The sequence below is a fragment of the Amycolatopsis regifaucium genome (assembly GCF_001613935.1).
In the GTDB taxonomy this organism is placed as follows: Bacteria; Actinomycetota; Actinomycetes; order Mycobacteriales; family Pseudonocardiaceae; genus Amycolatopsis; species Amycolatopsis regifaucium.
Genome location: NZ_LQCI01000012.1, coordinates 40,361 through 61,645, shown reverse-complemented (window position 1 = coordinate 61,645; position 21,285 = coordinate 40,361). Strand labels below are relative to the sequence as shown.

The window sequence follows — 21,285 nt, the reverse complement described above, 5'->3', positions numbered from 1 at the left end:
GCCATGGGTATGGAGATGCCCGACGCGGTCAAGTGGCTCTTGCCGATCGTCGTCGGGGAAAGCTGGCCCGAAGGCGACGAAGACAAGCTCCGCGAGCTGCGCGATGCGTGGCACAACGCGTCGAGGGCCGTCCAGCCGATCGCCGACACCGCGACCAAGGGCGCCACCGAGGTCCTCGGCGGCTGGACCGGCGAAGGCGCGGAGAAGTTCGCCGAGGCGTGGAAGAAGTTCATCGAAGGCGACGAGGCCTACTTCAAGTCGCTGGCCGATTCTTCGAAGGCACTCGGCGACTCGTGCAACGCGACCGCGCTCGACGTCGAGTACACGAAGTACATGATCATCATCTCGCTGGTGATCCTGGCCGCGCAGATCGTCGCGATGCTCGCGGCCGCGGCGGTGACCTTCGGTGGCTCGACGGCCGGGATCGCGCCCGCGCAGATCGCCACCCGCATGACCGTTCAGATGATCTTCCGGCAGCTGATGCAGAAGCTCGCGCAGGAAGGCTTCAAGAAGGTCGCGAAGGAACTCCTCGAGAAACTTCTCAAGGAGGGCCTGAAGAAGATCGGCAAAGAGGTCCTGCAGAACACGGCGATGAACCTCGCCATGGACGCGGGCATCCAGGGCCTGCAGATGGCCAAGGGTGACCGCGACAGCTGGGATTTCAGCAAGACCAAGGACTCCGCGATCAGCGGCGCGGTCGACGGTGTCGTCGGCGCGGGCAGCAGCAGTATCGGCAAGGGCGCGACCAAGGGGCTTTCGGACAGCGTCGGCGGCCAGATCGTCGACAGTGCGGCGCGAGGTGCCGTACGGGGCGCGGCCGAAGGTGTCGCCAGCACCGTCGGACAGGCCGCCGTCACGGGTGACCTGGACAAGCTTTCGGCCAAGGACCTACTGATGGGCGCGTCCGGCGGAGCTGTCGGTGGCGGTGTCGACGGGGCGAAGAGCCAGATCGGCGACATCCGTACCGCGAACACGCCCGGTGCCGCGACGGCGGGCGACGGGCCGACGACGCCGGATGTCGATTCGGGGGATTCCGGGACGCCTTCGCGTACGCCGGACACTTCGTCGAGCCGCAATTCGTCCTCTGATGGCGATTCTCCGGAACGCAATTCGTCCTCTGATGGCGACAACTCGTCGCGGAGTACGTCCGACGCGCCTCAGCAGGCTTCGCAGCGCGCGGGGGACGGCGACCGGGTCAGCCAGTCTTCGACGCAGGCTCCGGAACGACCCGCGGACGCCCCGGCGAACACCGGCGAACGCGCCGGTTCGCCCGCGCAGACCCAGCATGCTCCGGCGGCGGCCGACAACGGCGCCGGTTCCGGGCAGCAGCAGGCCGCTTCGGCCAATCAGCAGCAGGCACCCGCGGCGGGGGCCCAAGGACCGGCACAGACCCCGGCGGCGAGTCCGGCTCAGGGACCGGCTTCGAGTCCGGCCCCGAGTAGCGCACAGTCCGGCATGCCCGCCTCGACCGGATCACCTACCTCGACCGGATCACCAGCTTCGTCCGGCGCCCCGGCTTCGTCAGGGGCGCCCGCATCGGCGGGAGCGCACTCTTCGGCCGGAGCACCCGCCTCGACGGGGGCGCCTGCTTCGTCCGCACCGGTCAGCTCCGGAGGCTCGTCTTCCGGCGGGTACGGCATGGCGCCCAACTCGGGTTCGAGCACGCCCGGCTCGACGAGCGGCTACGGCATGGCTCCCGGCGGCACTCCGCCGGGCAACGGTCCCGCCCCCGGTGGTTTCCCGCCGGGTGGCCATGATCCGGTCCGGCAGAACCGGCCCCAGGACGGCGTCCAGGCCGCCGGGTTCGCCGGCGCGGGCGGCCCGCAGCAGCCGCGCTTCGACCAGCCGCCCGGCCAGCAGCCGTTCCAAGGCCAGCCGCCGACGCAGCCGCCGCCCGGCGGTTTCGCTCCGCCGCCGCCGCCTCCGCCCGGTGGTGGTCATGGCCCCATGCCCTCTCGCGGGCAACAGGGTCCGATGGGGCCGCGGCCCACCGGACCGCAGCCGCCGCCTCCGCACCCTGGCGGACATCCGCAGGACCGTCGTCAGGACCGCGGACCGCAGGAACGGCCGCAGCAGCGTCCTCAGCAACCCCCGCCGCCTCCGGGCCGGCAGCAGGGTCTTCACGGCCAGCAGCCGCCTCGGCCGCACCAGCCGCCGCAGGGCTATCAGGGCAGGCCGGGGCCCGGTCTCGGGCCGAACGGCGGTGTCCCGCCGCGTCCGCACACGCCTCCGCCGGGGCAGCACCCCGGCCACAACCGCGGCCCCGCGGGCTATCCGCCGCCTCCGCCGCGCCCCCCGCATCCGGGCAACGGCCCGTTCCCTGGCAATCGTGGCCCGGTGCCGCCGCCTCCGCCCGGACAACACCCCGGACAGCAGCCTGGTCCACGCCCAGGTCAGCGGCCGATGCCGCCGGGCGGCGAACCGCCGCGCTTCGGTGGGCAGCAGCCGCAACGTCCGCCGCAGGTCCCGGCACCGCGCCCGGGGCACGACGGAAACGCGGGCCCGCAGGAACGGCCGCAGCACCAGCAACGTCCACAGCAGCAGCCCGAACCGGTCCAACCGGTGGAGCGCGCGCCTCACCGCGAGGAAGCACCCGCCTACCGCGGCAACCTCGAAGACGGCGCCGAGCTGCCCAAGGACAGGGACGCCGACGCCCCCACCGAGACCGAGGCGCCCAAGGACGTCACGCCCGAGGACAAGACCGCCGACGACGGCGGTTCCCCGATCGACGAGCGGTACCTGACGGACCCGGACTTCCACACGGACGACCCGGCGGCCTACCGCGCGCTCGCCGAAACACAGATCGACAAGCGTGGTTTCGACGCCGAGACCGGGGAGGCCCGTAGCGAACAGGTCCGCCGCGAAGCCCTCGACAAGCGCAACGCGCACGAAGATCCGCGCGTCAAGCAGATGTCGGATCAGGGCGCGTACGCGGTGCACAGCTACACGCGCACCGACATGGCCGAGAGGATCACGCACGCCCAGCGTCACGGCGGGCCTGAGCTGGAGGCGCTCCGCCCGCATATCGAGGCGATCACCTCCGGCCTCAACGAGATGCCCGTCTACGAGGGCGTCGTCTCGCGGCGGGTGAACTTCCACGGCAACGAAAGCGCCATTCAGGGCTTCCTGGCCGCGCACGCCGAGGGCAAGGTCATCGTCGACCCGCAGATGCTGAGCACGTCGCGGGTCACCCCCGAGCATCCGCACAGCACCTTCCCCGGCGAAGTCGAGCTGCGCATCCAGTCGAAGACCGGACGTCACATCGAGGATCTCGCCTCCAAGAAGGAAGAGCGCGAAGTCCTGATGAAGTCGGCGACGCAGTTGCGCGTCACCGACGTCAAGATGGGTCCCGGGCATCCCGAGCACCCCGACTACAAGGCACGGCTGGACGACGGCACGGTCAACGACCTTCCGAAGTGGATCGTCGAATGCGAAGAGGTCGTCCCCGGTGACGACGGCCACCTGACGCCGGAGCAGGTCCAGGAGAAGGTCGCGGAGCGGCGCGAGTACAACAACGCCGAGCAGGAGCGGCTGGCCAAGGAAGAGGCCGACCGCGACGCGCAGCTGCGCCGCGATCACCCCGAACTGTTCAACAACCAGGGTTTCGCGGGACTCGAAACCAAGATCGCCGACGGCAAGGGCGGCTGGATCGACGCTTCCGACGCTCCGGAAAACCACGTCCCCAAGCCGAGGGAGCACGTTCCCGACGGCGGCTGGTCGGAGCTGGCGAAGCCCCTCGACGACGGTGGGCCGCCCGCCATCCACGCCGGTTCCACCGACACCCCGCACCAGCAGGTCCGCCTGCTCATGGACGAGCTTCCGGCGGTCGGCGAGGTCAACACCCGCAACTACTACGCGCCCGAATCGTGGAAGGACGGCTACCAGACCAACTCGGCCGAGGCGCTGGTCGCGTTCGAGAACCGGATGAACGGTGGTGACGCCGTCGCCGGACCGTCGACCGGCGGCTCGCCGCTTCAGCACGTCAGCGACCGGCTCGGCGGGCAGTGGTCTGATCAGCGCGGATTCGCCGACGTGGCCCGTGACCTGGGTGAACGTCCGGTCGGCGCGCGGACGGCGGTGGCCTTCGAGCAGCACGCCCCCGGTGACCCGAACGCGCCGGAAGGCTCGCCGCGGTCCAAGGACCGGGTCGAGACGAGGATCGTCGCCGCGGTGAACACCCCGCACGGCGTGGTCTTCGCCGATCCGATGACCGGGCGGCTCGCGACGCTGCCCGACAATCCGACGTCGATCAAGGCGATGCCGATGGGCGGTGGCGATGCTCCGCACGCTCACACGCCCGAAGCGCCGACGCAGTCACCCGAGCCTGAGACCGCGAAGTCGCCTGCCGAGCGGCTGCGCGGTGACGACGAACCACCTTCGCCGGACCGGCCCGAGGACCAGCAGCCGAAGACCGAGTCCGACATCGCCGATCGGCTCAAGGGCACCGAAAAGGCACCACCGCGGATCGACGAAAGCTACGTCAACGATCCCGGCTTCCGGGGCTCGCCGGAGGACCACAAGAGCCTCCGTGACCGCTACGACAACGCCGATCTCGCCGAGCAGGCGCGCGAGAAGGCGCTCAGGCGGCTCGAAGCCAGCCCGCTGAAGGACCGCGTCTCACCCGAAGCCGCGGAAGCGATCTACTCCTACTCGCGCGAACACGCCTACGCGATCAACGACGCGAACCGGCGGGGCGAGTCGCATCCCGACTTCGAGAACGCGCAGCGCAGCACCCGCGCGATCGTCGGCGCGCTGAACGAACTGCCGGACTTCCACGGCGAAGCCATTCGCGGCATCGACACCAAGGGCGACCTGCGCGCCGCCGGGATCATGGCCGCGCATTACGAGGTCGGCCAGACCGTCCCCGAACCGACGATGACCAGCTCCACCATCAAGACGTCGCCGGACACGAAGTCGAAATTCGGCGAAGACGTCGAGATCCACATCGTCTCGAAGACCGGCAAGGACGTCTCGTCGCTCGCGGAAAACCCGGGCGAGCACGAAGCGATCAACAAGCCGGCGACGCAGCTTTACGTGCACAGCAAGGAGTTCAAGACTCCGCCGCTGGTCGACCGGCCGAAGTGGGTCATCCACGCCGAGGAGGTCACTCCCGGCGACCCGCGGTACCTCGACCCCGAGACCGCCAAGCAGAAGATGGACGAGCGGCGGGCCCGGCACGCCGCGGAGGCGCCCGAACTCGCGCGCCTCGCACAGGAACGGTCGATGGCGCGCCTCGGCGGCTTCGACGAGCCGCAGACGCCGCACATCACCACCGAGAACCCGGCGGACCACGGCGTCGCGGACGCCGACAAGGGCCCGGAGTACGGCGAACAGCCCGCTCAGGACCACTCCGCCACCGACGACACGATGGAGTTGCCGGTCCCCGAGCGGGACTACTCGTCGATGGCGGTGGCGACGAACCCGCCGAGCGAACCCGCGATCCACGCCGGTTCCGCGAGCCCCGCCCAGCAGGCCGCCTACCTCGCCGACCGGCACCCGCGGCTCGGCGAGGTCAACCCGCATTTCCACGACTCCGACGCGCTGGCCAACGGCTTCCGGTCCAACTGCACCCGCACGCCGGGCGCGTACTGGGACCAGCTGCACGGCATCGATTCGACCGCCGGCCCGCTGCTCATGCACGAGATGGACAGCCGGGGCACGCTGGAGCACGTCGAGGAGCGGTTCGGCGGCCGGTTCTCCGACCGTGACGGCTACGACGCCGTCATCCGCGAGATGCGGGACATGCCGACCGACCACCACGCCGTGGTCGCGGTGAAATACCTCGACGAGAACGGCGTCGAGCGCGGCCACATCGCCATGGTGGCGAACACGCGGGACGGCGTCGCGTTCATCGACCCGCAGTCGGGTGCGCTGATGAACCTGCCGCATCCGCCGCTGAGCATGAAGCTGATGCACGTCGGCGTCCCGGAAACCCCGGCCGCGCACCACACCGACGGGCACACCACGCAGACCGAAACGGCTTCGACCAGGCCGGTCGACCCGCGCATCGCGTTCGCGCGGCCGGATCAGCCGGTGGATCCGCGGATCGCCTACGCCAGGGAAGACACGCCGGACGTGCAGCCGTCGCGGATCGGTCCGGACGGCCGTCCGATCGTGACGCCCTCGCGCGACGGGGGCTACGGGATGGCGCACGACGAGCAGCCCGCCGGAAACCGGGCCGAAGTCGAGCGGTTCCTGAACGATCCCGAGGTCGCGGCCGCGGTGGACGGACTCGACCCGGACAAGAAGCGTGCCGTTCACGAGGACGAAAACGGGGTCAAGCACGACGTCGGGCCGATGCGGGACTTCATCCGCGAACAGCTGCCGTCGCATCCGGAACTGGTCCGGCTGATGGAGCACCCGGACAACGCGTACCTGCGGGCATCGCTGCTGAACAACCCGATGACCATCGGCAGCCTGTTGCTGCACCCGGAGGCCATCCCGATCCTCGAAGACGCCCTGCGTGACGTCGAGGAAAGCGGCTACCAGATGATCGACGACGTGCGGCAGGAAGGTCCCGGCGATACGCCGCTGACCCAGGAGCAGCGGGAAATCGCGGCCGAGGCGGCGCGAATCGCGGCCGACGTGGAGCCCGGCGATCAGTACCACGCCGGCTTCGAGCGCGCGGACAAGGGCGATGCCGGGAAGATCCAGGAGTTCCTGGACGCCGAGCGGGCGGCTTGGCCGCGGAACCAGGGCGACCTCAACCGGATCGCCGAACGGATCGCGGCGGAGAACAACGGCGACGCGTCGGGCAGGCCCGGTCCGAAGGACGACGACCGCGCGAAGGCGAAGATCGCGGGCTACGACGGAGACGCGTCGAAACTGACCGACCTGGTGGGCGTGAAGATCCAGTTCGACACGCTGGCCGACGTCTACAACGCGCTGAACGCGGTGATGAACGACCCGGATCTCCGGATCGTCAGCTTCGACGACCGGTTCGCGAATCCGCAGGACAGCGGATACCGCGATCTGCAGATGAACGTCCGGCTGCCGAACGGGCACGTCGCCGAACTGCGGCTGCACCTGAAGCACATCGACACCGTGTCGGCCTACGAGCACGCCTTGTACGAGGTCCGCCGTGACTTCCCGACGTACAACCGGACACTGGACGAGAACAACAAGAAGAGGTTGTCCCCGGAACAGGCCCTGCTGGAAGCCGCCTTGATGGACCGGGTCCGGGAGAAGTTCATGGCCGGTCTTCGCGAGGGCCTGCCTCCTGAGGAGAACACGTGATCCAGACGCCGTCCTTCTACACGTACTTCGGAAAGACCTACCGCGTCGAGTCGACCCCCGACGGGGGCCTGACCGGTTTTCTCCTCGACCTGAGCACCGGCGAGTTCGACGAAAAGCCGGAGCACGTGCGTGAGGTCTTGTGGGCGATGGCGAGTTCGGACATCAGCAAGGTGTCCGAAGAGAAGTTCGTCCAGGAGACCGAGCGCGCCCGTGCGTACGAACTCAAAGGCGGCGGACCGATCTTCGCGCTCTACGAGACCATCGACGGCCTGTACGCGCAGGCCAAGCGCGAAAATCGCCGCTTGGAACCGCAGGAATCGGCGCTGATCCAGTCGCTGCGCAAGCGCACCTTCAAGATGTGGGAGGACGAGCTGGCCCGCCGCGCCGCCGGGGAGCCGCCGTCGTTCCGGGCGGAACCACGTTTCCCGAACCGGGCGCGATGATTCACGTGGAACAACTGACCGCCGAACAACAACGCGAGCTGCTGGTCGGGATCGGCAAGCTCCTCCGGGCGGGCGTCACCGACCCGGCGCACGTCGCCGTCGCCGACTTCCGGCAAGCCGGGGAGCACACCGAACTCGAGGGCCACAACGTCGTGCCCGCGGCCGAGCTGAACGAACTCTTCGGCAAGCTGCGCACGGGAATGTACGCCACCGGACGGGGCACCTGGCTCCAGTCGCGGTTCACGCTCAAACCCGACGGATCCTTCGACTTCGACTTCACCCTCGACGACGAACCGGCGTGGACCAAGACACCGCCGACTTCGGCCTACCCGGACGAGCTGGCCAGCTTCCCCCGCGACGACGAGCACATCCCGGACTGGTGGCGGCTGCGCGCGCAGTTGCCATTGCGGGTCGAGTTCCGGCACGCCCGGATCGTCGACGCCTACACCGAAGGCAAGCCACCGGTGGTCGACAGACCGGAGCTGGACGAGTCCGAAGCGCCGCTGATCGCGCAGTACCTCGAACGTGAACCGGCGATCCTCTCGGGCAGCGGCCTCGGCAAGGACATCTTCGAGCCCGAAGCCGACGGCGACGTCCCGGAGAGCTACCACACCGACGGCACCTGGATCTGGCACGCGTCCGTGCCGCATTACCTGCGGAAGTACGGGATCCCGCCGGAACCGGACCTGGTCGAGCACATCCGCGGCCAGCGCTTCCAGCCGCCGTACGTCGAGCACCTCGTCCGCCGGACCGCCGAAGCGGATCTGCTGGGCAAGCCGCGGCCGAAACCAGGCCGCTCCGACGTCAAGAAGACCGAGGGCGACATCGCCGCGGAGCTGGAGACGTCACCGAACCCGGCCTTGACCGACGAAGAGCTCCTGGTCGTTCTGGTCAGCAGGCTGGGCGAACACGCCGTCTGGCCGGAGGCGTACCGCATCGGGGACCGCGCGGACGGCGCCTGGTGTCTCAACTTCACCGAAAAGGGCTGGGAGGTCGCCGCGTATTCGAGTGGTAGCCCGGACTCACCGAAGTACTTCGACAGGCTTGAAGACGCGGCTCACCAGCTCCTCGGCGCCGTCCTGCTCCATCCGGCGCGGATGACCGCCGGCCATGAAACCCCACTCGAGACCGCGAAGGAACTGGCCGACTGGCCGGTGCGGGCGGCACCGGGTGAGCCGCCCCTCACACTGCTCCGCAACAAGCGCGTCAGCCGGATGGTCGCCGGTACGGTCGTACTGCGGTTCGGCGAGGAAACCGGCAATCTGGTGCACCACGGAGGGGTACGGTTCGCCACGACGTCCCTGCCGCTGGAGCGGGAACGTGTCGGTGGGACCTACCGGCTGCGCCGCCCGCTCCACGTGATCACCGGTGTCACCGTCCCCTGGGCGAACATGCCCGGTGGGGCGGTGGCCTACGTGCTCCCGAAGACGATCGCCGAGCACGTGTCCGACGGTAGCCTGGAGAGGATCGAGTAGGTGGAATCGGCGGAAGCGGTAGCCAAGGTCGAAGAGTGGCTGCGCGCGGTCCACGGTCCGGACGTGTCCGCACCTGGCGGCGCCGGCCTGCGCGTGAACCACGAAAAGGTCCTGCGCATCCCCGAGGGCTGGTCGGTCCCCTACAACACGATCGCCTTCCTCGACGAAGGTCATGCCGAGAAGGAGATCTTCCCGCCGCCGTCGGTGATCGTCCGCGAACCGGACGGTGAACTGCGCCAGGCGCATCCGCAGCCGGGCGGGCTCAGCGTCCCGGTCGCGTTCCCCGGCCAGGAGATGTGGCGCGAGGTCGTCGACCCCGAATACGCCAAGGCCGGACTCGGTGACCTCGGCGTCCCGCCCGCGGTCGTCGCGGGCTGGGTCCAGGTCAACGCGGACGGTGTGCAGACCGGGCAGGAGCGGGAGAATCCCGAGTACAAGGCCGGTCCCATTCGTCGTGGCTACCCGAAACCGGAGAACCGGCTCGAAACGCTGCTGTCGTTCGCCAGTGTCGGCTGGTTGACGAGAGAACAGCTGCTCATCGGGCTGCTGCGCTGCGAGGTCTACGTCCCGGTGGACCTGGCGTCGGGCAAGACGGAGCGGTTCTATTTCAACGAAGAACGCGCCGAGCTGCGGGTGTTCAGCTCGACCAGGAACCTCCCGTCCCGTGAGCACGGGTACTGGAAGGTCGACATCGCCACGCTGGCCGGTTACGAGAGTCCGCCGAACCTCGTGATCAACGGCGGACCCGCGACGTTCGAGGACGTCAGCGGCGTCGAACTCGCCGAGACGGCGGCGAAGTTCCCGCGCCGTGACGCCCACGTCGACGTCAACGAACGCTGCCCGGAAGCGGATCCGCAGCTGGAGGCCCTGGCGGCCGAAACCGCCGCGAAGATGGGCCTGCCCGAACCGGTGAAACCGCCGCTGGCCGCGGCCGAACGGGCTCGCCGTCGCGGGTTCGAACTGACCGCCGAGGAATGCCAGAAGACCGTCATCGGCCAGTCGTGGCTGGCGCGGCTCAAGCTGCCCGAACCGCCGCGCAGCCGTCCGAACGACCTGCGGGCGAACGGTCTGGCACCGGGATACGACAACGAAGGACAGATCCAGCCGCGCCTGGACACCTTCGGCAAATACTTCGAGCGAGACCGCTCCAGCTCTCGTTATGGCTGGCAGCGCGTTACGGGCGCGTACGTGGGCTTCGCGCTCGGCGAGGCACTCGGAGCCGCTGTCGATCGCATGCGGATCGACGAGATCCACAGCACCTACGGCCCCGACGGGATCACCGACCTGCCGACCGCGTTCGACCTGCCCGGCCGGATCGGGCCGCTCACCCAGCGGCTGCTGTTCTACACCGAGGCCGTGATCCGCAGCCCCCATCGCGAGCAGCCGGAGAACCGCGACGCCGAACGGGCGCTCGGGACGGTCGCGCGCAACTCGCTGATGCGCTGGCTGCACACCCAGGGCGCGCCGCTCGACAACGCCGACGGCTGGCTGGTGAAGGTGCCGGAACTCCGCGTCCGCCGCACCCCCGACGACGCCGAACTGAACGCGTACCACGCGCTGGCGACCGTCTCGCCGACGGCGATGCCGCTGAGCGGGCCGGAAGCGCTGGTCGCGGCACTGCCGGCGGCGATGACCGCGGCCGGGCCCGGCACCGCGATGAGCGGGGGCGTCCGCCAGGCGGTGCGCGACCTCGTTTCGGTCACGCATCCGGGAGAGGTCGACGTCGAGGCGGCGACCTTCCTGACCTGGCTGTTCGAACCCGCCCTGACCTCGGAGGCGTTCAGCTACCCGGTCTGGAACACCTCCCGCGAGATCTTCGACGACCAGAACCCGCACCAGCGCGGGCCGGTGTGGGCGGATCTCAAGGCGATGGTCGCGGAATCGGTGCCGTTCTTCGGCAAGCACGGCCTGCCCGATCTGCGTGTCCCGGAACTGATCGGCGACGGCAAGGGCACGCTTTCGGTGCTGGGCCGCGCGTTCGCGGCGCTGTCCGGCTTCGAGAACTACCCGGAGCAGGCGCTGCTGCGGGCGGTCAACCACTCGGGCCGCAGCGCGGTCACCGGCGCGATCGCCGGTGCGCTGCTCGGCGCCCGCACCGGCATTCCCGGCCTGCCGCAGAAGTGGGTCGAACAGCTGGAACTGCGCTATCTGGTGGAGAACATCGCCACGGACGCGTTCTGGCATTTCGACCGCCATTCGGCACTGCACGAGGTCGACGGCTGGGCCCAGCGGTATCCGCGCTGGTGAAATCTGGAATGGGGACGATGAACGAAGAGGAAGCCGTCAGCCGCGTCGAGGAGTGGCTGGCGGGCCAAGGCGCGGTGGGGACCGGCGCGTTGCGGGTCCGCCGCGACTACGTCGTGCGCGCGACCGACGGCTGGAACGTCACCTACAACACCGTCGGCTGGCTCGACGGGACCGATCCCGGCACGGGCCTGTTCCCGAGCCCGGTCGCGTTCGTCCCGGACGACGGCGGTGAGATCCGGCTCGACCTGGAGCTGATGGCGGTTTCGGCGGCGGGCGGTGATGGCGACGCCGACGCGTTCACCCGCTGGGTCGAGGTCGTCGATCCCGAATTCGACCCCTCCGTGGCCCCCGGCCTGCCCGTCCCGAAGGCGGCGATCGTGCGCTGGGAGCAGCACACGCTGTTCGGCGAGCCGACCGGCGCGGTCCGCGCGAATCCGGAGCACCGCCCGGGACCGCGGTTCGCCGGACGACCGAAGCCGGAAAGCGCCGTCGAGACACTCCTCGGCTACCTCCGCGTCGAGTGGATCACGCCGGAGGAGTTCGTCCACTGGATGCTCGACCTCGACGTGCTGGCCCCGGCCAAGGAAGGCCACCTGCAGGTCCGCGACTTCGGTGACGCTGGTGCGCGCTTCGTCGTCTACACGTCCGAAGCGCAGATCCCGTCCGAGTACACGATGTGGCAGCGGGTCCAGCCCCGCGTGCTTCTGCGCCGGGCCAAGGACACCCCCGGGGTCGGTCTGCTGGTCAACCCGGGACGGCCGGAGACCTTCAACGTCTACCCGGAAACCCTGCGGCGGGTCGCCGACCTCGAACTGCCGGCGGGAACCGAGCGGCCCCAGTCCGTCGGGCGCCCCGCTTACTTCGGCGAGGACTACGCGGAGGCGTTCAAAGCCCTTCACGAGGAGTACGGCCAGGATCTCGGCGCGGCCACCTCGAACCTGCGGAGTCTCGTCGACCAGGCCAGGGACAACGGCTACCCGCTGAGCACCGGCGAACTCGTCCGCTACGTCCGAGGCGTGACGCTGGCGTTCAAGCGGAGCCGGGCGAAGTACGACGGCCGTCCGCTACCGGAACTGCCCGAGGATCTGTTCGCCAACGGGCTGGTGACGCACTACTACGACAACGGCGAACCTCGCCCGAGTGCGTGGACGTTCGGGAAGTTCTACAACCCGACGATTCCCGTGGGCAGCTTCACGTACCCGCGGCTTGTCGGCGCGTACGTCGGCTTCGCGCTCGGGGACGCGCTCGGCTCGGGCGCGGATCCGGCCGAAGGTCTGCCGCTCGGCGGGCTGACCCGGCAGCTGCTGTTCCACACCGAGTCGGTGATCCGCGGCCTGGACGCGACTCCGGACAAGGCCGAGATCCCGGCGTCGCTGCCCGCGGGCGGACGTTCCGACGGCTGGGTCGCCAAGGCCACCGAAGGCGCGGGCCCGGCGCCCGCGGAATTCTCGGCCATGCTGGCGACGGCGCTGGCCGCGACAGTGACCGGTGGCGTGCCAGGCCCGGCCGACGACGCCTTCTACGCGATGAAGGTGGTCCGTGAGCTGGTCGGTTCCGCGGCCGGACACGAGGTCGTCCACGGTGCCGAACTCCTGGTGAACCTGTTCCGCGCTCAGCTCGCGGTCCGCGACGGCGAGCCCGCGGTGGCGAATTTCCTCGAAGGTTTCGACGAGTACAGCGGCGAGGTCGGCGACCTGGTCAAGACCGTGCTCGACCTCAGGAACGACATCGAAGGCAACGACGTCGAACAGTTCGACAGCATCGGGGACGGCCGGACGCCGCTTTCGGTGCTGGGCAGGGCGCTCTTCGCCGCCGCGAAACGGGGACACGACCCCGAGGCGGCGCTGACGCTGGCCGCGCGCGGCGGCGCGGTGACCGGGGCGCTGACCGGGGCGATGGTGGGTGCCAGGCTCACCGTGCCCGGTCTGCCGGAGTCCTGGCTCGCCGCGTATTCCGACCTCGGCGTCGTCGACAACATGGCGGGCGACGCCTATTACTACTTCAACCGTTTCGGCCTGCCCCGCGAACCCGAAGAGCGGCGCCGCTGGGACGCGAAACGGTACCCGCGAGGAGATCAGTAGAGACATGCGCGAGTGGCTTCAGGATCCGGCGACCAGGTCGCGGCTGCGGGGCAGCCTGTTCGCCGGAGCGCTCGGTGACGCGCTCGGCGCGAAGACCGAATTCGATTCGATCGACCGCATCCGGGAGATCGCCGGACCCGCCGGGATCACCGGCCTCATCCCCGCGTACGGCGGCCTCGGACGGATCACCGACGACACCCAGATGACGCTGTTCACCCTCGAAGGCCTGATCAGGGCCCATGCGGGTGCGCGGCGGCAGCAAGGGACCTTTACTACCGCCGCCGTCCCCGTCGAGCAGTCCCTCCAGCAGGCGTATCAGCGCTGGCTGCACACCCAGGGCGTCTCGTGGGAAAGGGCCCGCGGCCCGCACGACACCAGCGTCGAACCGGACGGCTGGCTGATCACCAATCGCGAGCTGTTCAGCCGTCGCGCACCCGGCCTGACCTGCTTCAGTGAGCTGGAGGCGTACGGCAAGACCGGCGTACGCGCCGGCATGGACAAGCCGGTGAACAACTCGAAGGGCTGCGGCGGGATCATGCGCGCGGCACCGGTCGCGCTGTGGTCGGACGACCTGGCCGAGGTCTTCCGGCTCGGTGCCGAGAGCGCGGCACTGACCCACGGCCACCCGAGCGGGTATCTCTCGTCGGGTGCGTTCGCGGTGATCGTGCACGAACTGCTGCGCGGGAAACCGCTGCTCGACGCCGTCGCGACCGCACGGGTCGAACTGGAGAAGTACCAGGGACACGAGGAGCAGAGCGTCGCGCTGGACCAGGCGCTCGCGCTGGCCGAGGACGGGGCCCCGACACCGGAGAAGCTCGAAACGCTGGGACAGGGGAACATCGGCGAAACCGCGCTCTCCATGTCGGTCTACGTCGCGCTGAGCACCACGGACCCGAACGTCGCGCTGCTCGCGTCGGTGAACCACAGCGGTGACAGCGACTCGACGGGCTCCGTCTGCGGGAACCTCGTCGGCGCGATGTATGGGGAGGAAGAACTCGAGACGGACTGGCTCGTGGAGCTGGAACTGAGCGAGGTGATCGGTCAGCTGGCGGACGACGCGCTCGCGGAGTTCGGCGGAAGCGCCCCGGGTGACGACCGGTGGTACGCCCGCTACCCGGCCTACTAGATTTACCTCCGGTTCGGGGAACTTGGGGAGGGGACGACACGTGCGTTACCGGGTTCAAGCGGCGGAGCGGCCGGATGGCCTGTACGCCGTATGGGGGGACACCGTTTTCGCGGCCCAGCGGTCGACCGAAGACGGCACGCTGCTGCTCGTCGCGCCGCCGGGGGAAGCGGCGCCCGAGGGGTTCGACCGCGAGTGGGACGGGCGTGCGGCCCGCGTGGTGTTGAACGGTGAGGTCGGCGCGACCTTCAGCCTGCAGACGTACGGCCGGTTCGACGACGAGCACTTCCAGATCGCGCCGCGGACCGGCGGCGGCGAGCTGACCTTGCGCTGGGCGGGCGACGACGCGGCCCGCGCGGCCGAACTGGGGCTGACGGATTTCTCGACCACGGCCGCGCCGTCGCGGCTGACGGCGTTGTGGCAGACCAGGCACGATTTCGTCGAGGCGCCGGACGCCCGGCCGGTGAACGGCACGGGTGACCAGCCCGCGCTGTTGCGCGCCATCGGCCGGACGCTGCTCGGTGTGCTGCCGCCGGGCTGGCAACGGGTCGGTGCCCAGTTCCGGCAGGTCGGCGACTACGCCGAACTCGAAGTCCGCTCGGTCGGTGACGAGGGCAACGGCCCGGTGTCGGTGTCGATCCCGGCTCCGCCGCGGCTCGGCACGCTGTTCGCCCGGCTGCGCGCGGCGATGCACAACCCCGAGACCGGCACCTGGTTCCAGGGCACCTTCACGCTCGACTCGGAATCGCACTTCGACTTCGACTTCGACTCCGAGCAGGAACCGACCTGGCGGATCCCGCCGAACGAGGGCGGGAAGCCGTCCCCGCGCGCGTACGCGGCCGAGCTGGCGATCTTCCCTCGCGACAAGAAACACGTCCCGGCCTGGCTCTCGGCCAAGGCGGGGCTGCCGCTGGACATCGTGTTCCGGCACGCGAAGGTCGTCGACGCGCACAACGAGGGCGAACGTCCGGTCGTCAACCGGCCACCGGTACCGCCGGACCAGCTGCGCGGCGTGCTCGACTACCTCTTCCGCTCCCCGGTGGCGCTGACCCGGCCGGGGCCGCAGCCCGACATCTTCACCCCGACCGGTCCGCCGGACGTGCCGAACGCCTTCCACACCGACGGCGTCTGGATCTGGCCCGCGGCCGTCCCGCACTACCTCCGGAAGTACGGCGTGCCGCCGGAACCGGAGCTGATCGAGCACATCCGGGCCGCCGGGTTCCGGCCGCCGCTGGTCGGCGAGCTGGTGCGGGCGACCGCCGAAGCGGAAATCGTCGGCAAGCCGCGGCCGCCGCGGACGGACGCGGATCTTCCGGACGAGAGCGTCCGCACCCGCGTCGAGCGCGACGGTGAGCCTGCCCGCGACATCCGGGCCGGTGAGCTCCTGGACGTGCTGTACCAGCGGCTCGCCGAGCACGGGGTGGCGCCGACGGCTTACCGGATCGGCGCGAACGCGGTGCCGGAGCCGGGGGTCTGGACGCTGCGCCGCGCCGAGAACGGCTGGGAGGTGTCGCGGCCGCCCACGGACGAGCCGGTGGCGTTCGCCAAGCTCGAAGAGGCGTCGCGGTTCTTCCTCGGCACCCTGCTGCTGTATCCGGCACGGGCATCGGTCGGTACGAACGAAGAAATCGACAACCCGGCCGACTGGCCGATCCTGCCGCTGCGGGGCGAGCCGCCGCTGAACTTCTTCCGCCGCAAGCGGATCATCGTGTTGCCCTCGGGTGCCACCGTGCAGCGGTTCGGGAACGAGACCGGCAACCTCGTGCACGCGGAATCGGCGCGGTTCGTCGAGACGTCGCTGGCCGGGGACCGCGAACGGGATCGGCGCCTGTACCGCCTCCAGCGTCCGCTGCGCGTGGTCACCGGGATCACCGCGCCGTGGAACGGGACGCCGGGCGGGGCCGTGGCCTACGTGCTGCCCCGGCCGATCGCCCAGCACCTCGAAACCGGCGCCCTCAGCCGCATTTAGTCCTCTAAATGCAGTACTTGGCGACGAGTTCGTAGGACCTCGCCCGCGCACCGGCGTCGTACACCGGTGTCGTCAGCATCAGCTCGTCGGCACCGGTGGCCGCGGCGAGGTTCTTCAGCGACCGCGCCACCTTCTCCGGTCCGCCGTGCGCTTGGGCGGCGGTGAACTGCGCGATCGTCTCGGCGGTTTCCGGAACGAACTCGTGCGCGGCCGCCTGCTCCAGGGTCGGAAAGGCGAGATCGCCACCCTCGCCCTTGAGCAGGTACGACTTGATCACCGTGCACGGCCCGGCGATGTACGCCGCTTCGGCGTCGGTGTCCGCGCAGATGGTCTCGACGGCGAGGATCACGTACGGCTTCTCACGCCACCGGGACGGCTTGAAGTTCTCCCGGTAGGTCTGCAGTACTTCGGCCGTGTGCTGCGGCCGGATGTGGTGCGCGGCCGCGATCGGCAGGCCGAGTTCGGCGGCGAGCAGCGCACCGGCCGTGCTGGAACACAGCAGCCACGGCTCCGGCGTCGGCACCGCCCCGGGCAGCACGCGGATGCCGGTCTCCCCGGCGAGATGCCGGAGCAGCTCCGCGACGTCGGCGCGGTATTCGTCGTCCGTCGCCGGTTCCGCTCCCCGCCGCAGCGCGCGGATGATCTTCTCGTCGAAGGTGCCGGGGCCGCGGCCGACGCCGAGGTCGATCCGGCCGGGATGCAGTGCCGACAGCGTGGCGAACTGTTCGGCGATCGCGAGCGGGGCGTGGTTCGGTGCCAGCACACCGCCGGAACCGATCCGGATCACCGAAGTCGTCGCGGCCAGATGCGCGGCCAGCACCGGCGGGGACGCCGTCGCGATGGCGGGTGAGCCGTGGTGCTCGGCGATCCAGAGACGGTGGTAGCCCAGTTCTTCCAGCTTCCCGGCGACGGCCGCCATCGAGGAGAGCACTTCGGTGGCCGCGCGACCGTCCTCGACGACGGCGAGTTCCAGCGCGGAAAGCAGAATCCCCATGTCCCCCAAGGTAGTCAAAACTCAGGACGCGGTGATGAGCACCGCGGGAGACCACCAGTAGTCGGCCAGCGGTTCGATCCGGATGCCGGTGAAGCCCGCTTCCTTGAGCTGCGAGGCCCAATCGGTGGCGGGCTGCTCCCAGTTCGTCCGGTCGGCCCCGGGTTTGACCAGCCCCAGCAAAATCGGCAGCAGGAATCCCTGCGCCACCAGCGATGCCTTCTTGCCGTACTCCGAGATCCCGCGTTCGTAGCGGGTGACCAGGGAAAGCAGGTATTCGTCTGAGTTCTCGTCGTACTCGGGGACGTCGAACTCGGCCAGCACCAGGCAGCCGGTGCGAGGCCGGAGCGCCCGCAGGACCTCGGTCCGCTCGCCGGTCGGGATCGACTGGAGCGCGAAGGTCGACTGCGTCAGCTGCCACTTCCGGTCGTCGTCGCGGGCGAGGAATTCCTGCGCGGTGGCGTCCCAGGTGTGCAGCCCATGGGTGCCGCCGAGTTGCTCACGCGTTTCCGCGAGCAGCGCGCTCGACGGCTCGACCAGATCGATCCGGCCCGGCTGCCGGTCGGCCTGTTCGAGGGCGGGGACGACGGCGAGCCCGTCCCCGCAGCCGAGGTCGAGCAGGGAACCGACGCTGCCGTATCGCTTGGCCAGCATCGCGCTGAGCTTGCGATAGAGCTGGACGTTCCCGCCTCCGCGGATGAAGGCGGTGAACGCTTCGGGCTGGTCGTAGACCGGGCCGCCGCCGCCTTCGGTCAGGTACCGGTGCAGTTCGTTGCCGAGGGTGGACCCGGCACGCCCGGCGAGGTCCGCTGCCGTGGCCCAGTCACCGTCGCGATACGCGGTGAGCGCTTCGGCCAGGACATCCGTTTTCTTCATGTTCTCCTGTTTACCGTCAGAACGGCACCCAAAGGGTGACTCGGGTGCCATTGCCCGGAGCCGACTCCACCCTGGCCGTCCCACCGACCTCGTGCAGCCGGGCGGTGATGGACTCGCTGATCCCGAAACCGGCGGGCCGTGAGTCGAGACTGAACCCGGCGCCGTGGTCACGGGTGATCACCGCGACCCCGCCTTCCTGCTCCTCGACCCGCACGACGACCTTGTCCGTACCGGCGTGCTTGAGCGTGTTGCGCAGCGACTCGCGGACGGCGTCGCGGATGGCGATCTGCCGGACCTCCGAGAGGGTGTCGTCGTCGAGTTCGGCGATCACGAGCTGCGCGCGCAGACCGTCCCGCGCCATCTCCGCCGCCAGCGACGCGAGCTTTTCGCCCAACGGCCGCGACCCTGCCTCCGAACGTTCCGAAGCCTCGCTTTCGATCGTCCGCCGCAGCTCCATCGACTGCGCTCGCGCCAGCCGCTGGACCTCGGCGAGCCGCTGGGCGGGGTCGCCCTTGTCGGTCAGCGCGATCACTTCGAGGGTCTGCAACACGGAGTCGTGCAGCATCCGATGCTGACGGGCGCGTTCGGCGATCCGGCCGTTGCGGATGCCGTAGGCGAGGGCGAGCCGGGTGCCGAGCCCGATCAGGACGAGCGCGCCGGTCGCGGTGAAGAGCACGCCGAGGATCGACGGGAGGGTGGCCAGCGCGTCGGACGGCGCGCCGTGGCCGGTCCCGAACACCGACGCGAGCATCCGGACCGGGAAGCTGACGACGGCCAGCGCCGCGGCGGCAGGCATACCCAGCGCCAAGGCCAGCAGCGCGACCTCGCCGAGCAGATGTTTGCCGGGCACCGCCATCGCCTCGGTGAACACCGAACCCGGCACGAGCGCGCCGATGGCCAGCGGCGCGAGCAGCGTGAACGCGAGGTCGATGGCCAGCAGTCTCACCGCGTTCTGCGGCTGGAACGGCGCCGACCGCAGCATCCACCGGATCCCGTACGCACTCAGCGCGACCGACCCCAGCGTCACCAACCCGACCGGGCCGATGCCGGTCATCCCGTGCGCGGAGGCGTAGGCCGCGAACGCGCCGGGCACCGCGAAAAGCCGGTAGACCAGCGGCACGAGTGCGACATAGCGGGCGGCCCTGAGCAGGAGATTGTCGCGATAGGCCGTGTCGACGGGGCCGGACATCCGCTGGATGCGCTGGAGCGCCCGCATCGGCGTCGGATCACCGACCTCGTCGGACAGCTCACTCGTCGCCGTGGCCAGCGCGGGCGCGCCACGACGCAGCAACGTCACCAGAAAACCGGCCGGCCGCTTCGCCATGGATTCTCCCCCTGCCCGGAGCATCGGCAGGAGTATCTCCGTTTACGCCGGATGGATCCAGAGACCAACGGGGTTCATCTCAGCCGATGCCGTTCTCGGCGGCCCACTTCTTCAACTCGGCCACGGCGTCGTCGTGCTCCAGCGGACCGCGGTCGAGCCGCAGTTCCTTCAGGTACTTCCACGCCTTGCCGACGTCCGGACCCGGCTTGAGGCCGAGGATCCGCATGATCTCTTCGCCGTTGAGGTCCGGCCGGACCCGGTCGAGGTCCTCCTGCGCCTGGATCGCTTCGATCCGCCGCTCGAGGTCGTCGTAGGTCGCCTGCAGCGCCGCCGCCTTCTTCCGGTTGCGCGTGGTGCAGTCGGCACGCACCAGTTTGTGCAGCCGGGGCAGCAGGTCACCGGCGTCGGTGACGTAGCGCCGCACCGCCGAATCCGTCCACTCGCCCTTGCCGTACCCGTGGAACCGCAGGTGCAGGAACACGAGCTGACTGACGTCCTGGACGATCTCCTTCGAGAACTTCAGGGCACGCAAACGCTTGCGGGCCATCTTCGCGCCGACGACCTCGTGGTGGTGGAAGCTCACGCCGCCGCCGGGCTGGAACTCGCGCGTCGCCGGCTTGCCGATGTCGTGCAGGAGCGCCGCGAGCCGCAGGATCAGATCTGGTTCCGACGTCGGTTCGTGCGATTTCTCCAGGTCGATCGCCTGCTCGAGCACGGTCAGCGAGTGCTGGTAGACGTCCTTGTGCTGGTGGTGCTCGTCGATCGCCAGCCGCATGCCGGACACCTCGGGCAGCACGCGGTCGGCGAGGCCGGTCTCGACCAGCAACTCGATCCCGGGCCGGGGGTCGGCGGCGAGCAGCAGCTTCGACAGCTCGGCCTGGACGCGCTCGGCGGTGATCCGGTCGATCTCCTCGGCCATCGACGTCATCGCGTCGATGACCCGCGGCGCCGCGGTGAACCCGAGCTGCGCGGAGAAACGCGCGGCACGCAGCATGCGCAGCGGGTCGTCGGCGAAGGACTCCTGCGGCGTCGCGGGCGTGTCGAGCACCCGGTCCCGCAGCGCCTGGAGCCCGTTGTGCGGGTCGACGAAGGTCTGGTTCGCCAGGTCGATCGCCATCGCGTTGACCGTGAAGTCGCGGCGGAGCAGGTCGCCCTCGATGCTGTCGCCGAAGGTGACCTCGGGGTTGCGGCCGACGCGGTCGTAACTGTCGGCGCGGAACGTCGTGATCTCCAGGGTCATGCCCTGTTTGGTCACGCCGACCGTGCCGAACGCGATGCCGACGTCCCAGACCGCGTCACCCCAGGCGCCGACGATCTTCAGCACCTGGTCCGGCCGCGCGTCGGTGGTGAAGTCGAGATCGCTCGACAGCCTGTCGAGCATCATGTCGCGGACGCTTCCGCCGACCAGGTACAGGCGGTAACCGGCCTTGGCGAAGAGCTTCGCGAGCTCGTCCGCCAACGGGGAGATCCGCATCAGCTCCGCCACGGCGTTCTGCATCGCAGTGCTCTTCCCCGCAACC

General features: G+C 69.8%; 11 protein-coding genes. 7 read left to right on the top strand and 4 right to left on the bottom strand.

The window, feature by feature from the left end; genetic code table 11:
* Positions 1-3 precede the first annotated feature (3 nt).
* From AVL48_RS14735 to AVL48_RS14705, 7 genes are read left to right on the top strand one after another with little or no spacing between them, the layout of a single operon-like run.
* The gene (locus AVL48_RS14735) at positions 4-7,236 is read left to right on the top strand and encodes a WXG100-like domain-containing protein (RefSeq protein ID WP_244162611.1); all 7,233 of its coding nucleotides are present in this window, start codon (positions 4-6) and stop codon (positions 7,234-7,236) included.
* Positions 7,233-7,679, top strand: a complete 447-nt coding sequence (locus AVL48_RS14730) for a hypothetical protein (protein WP_061981656.1) — start codon at positions 7,233-7,235, stop codon at positions 7,677-7,679. The genes AVL48_RS14735 and AVL48_RS14730 overlap by 4 nt, the downstream gene beginning before the upstream one ends.
* Before the next feature lie 5 nt (positions 7,680-7,684).
* Entirely contained in the window at positions 7,685-9,154 is a 1,470-nt protein-coding gene (locus tag AVL48_RS14725; protein ID WP_177242328.1) for a TNT domain-containing protein, read from the top strand.
* A complete protein-coding gene (locus tag AVL48_RS14720) occupies positions 9,155-11,401 on the top strand; it encodes an ADP-ribosylglycohydrolase family protein (RefSeq protein ID WP_061981654.1) in 2,247 nt (748 codons plus the stop codon).
* Between the two features lie 17 nt (positions 11,402-11,418).
* Complete coding sequence (locus AVL48_RS14715; RefSeq protein WP_061981979.1) at positions 11,419-13,482, top strand: YrhB domain-containing protein; 2,064 nt, start codon at positions 11,419-11,421, stop codon at positions 13,480-13,482.
* A gap of 4 nt (positions 13,483-13,486) precedes the next feature.
* The gene (locus AVL48_RS14710; RefSeq protein ID WP_061981653.1) at positions 13,487-14,608 is read left to right on the top strand and encodes an ADP-ribosylglycohydrolase family protein; all 1,122 of its coding nucleotides are present in this window, start codon (positions 13,487-13,489) and stop codon (positions 14,606-14,608) included.
* 40 nt (positions 14,609-14,648) lie between these two features.
* The gene (locus AVL48_RS14705; RefSeq protein WP_061981652.1) at positions 14,649-16,574 is read left to right on the top strand and encodes a TNT domain-containing protein; all 1,926 of its coding nucleotides are present in this window, start codon (positions 14,649-14,651) and stop codon (positions 16,572-16,574) included.
* A gap of 4 nt (positions 16,575-16,578) precedes the next feature.
* Here the strand turns inward: AVL48_RS14705 and AVL48_RS14700 are convergent, their stop codons facing one another.
* The 4 genes from AVL48_RS14700 to AVL48_RS14685 all read right to left on the bottom strand — a co-directional run bounded on the left by AVL48_RS14700 (position 16,579) and on the right by AVL48_RS14685 (position 21,263).
* The gene (locus AVL48_RS14700; RefSeq protein WP_061981651.1) at positions 16,579-17,568 is read right to left on the bottom strand and encodes an LLM class flavin-dependent oxidoreductase; all 990 of its coding nucleotides are present in this window, start codon (positions 17,566-17,568) and stop codon (positions 16,579-16,581) included.
* Between the two features lie 21 nt (positions 17,569-17,589).
* Positions 17,590-18,441 (bottom strand): class I SAM-dependent methyltransferase, encoded by an 852-nt coding sequence (locus AVL48_RS14695; protein WP_061981650.1) that lies wholly within the window; start codon positions 18,439-18,441, stop codon positions 17,590-17,592.
* Between the two features lie 16 nt (positions 18,442-18,457).
* Positions 18,458-19,765 carry an ATP-binding protein gene (locus tag AVL48_RS14690; RefSeq protein ID WP_061981649.1) on the bottom strand — a complete coding sequence of 436 codons (1,308 nt, stop codon included), beginning with the start codon at positions 19,763-19,765 and terminating at the stop codon, positions 18,458-18,460.
* 79 nt (positions 19,766-19,844) lie between these two features.
* Positions 19,845-21,263 carry a CCA tRNA nucleotidyltransferase gene (locus AVL48_RS14685; protein ID WP_061981978.1) on the bottom strand — a complete coding sequence of 473 codons (1,419 nt, stop codon included), beginning with the start codon at positions 21,261-21,263 and terminating at the stop codon, positions 19,845-19,847.
* Positions 21,264-21,285: the final 22 nt, after the last annotated feature.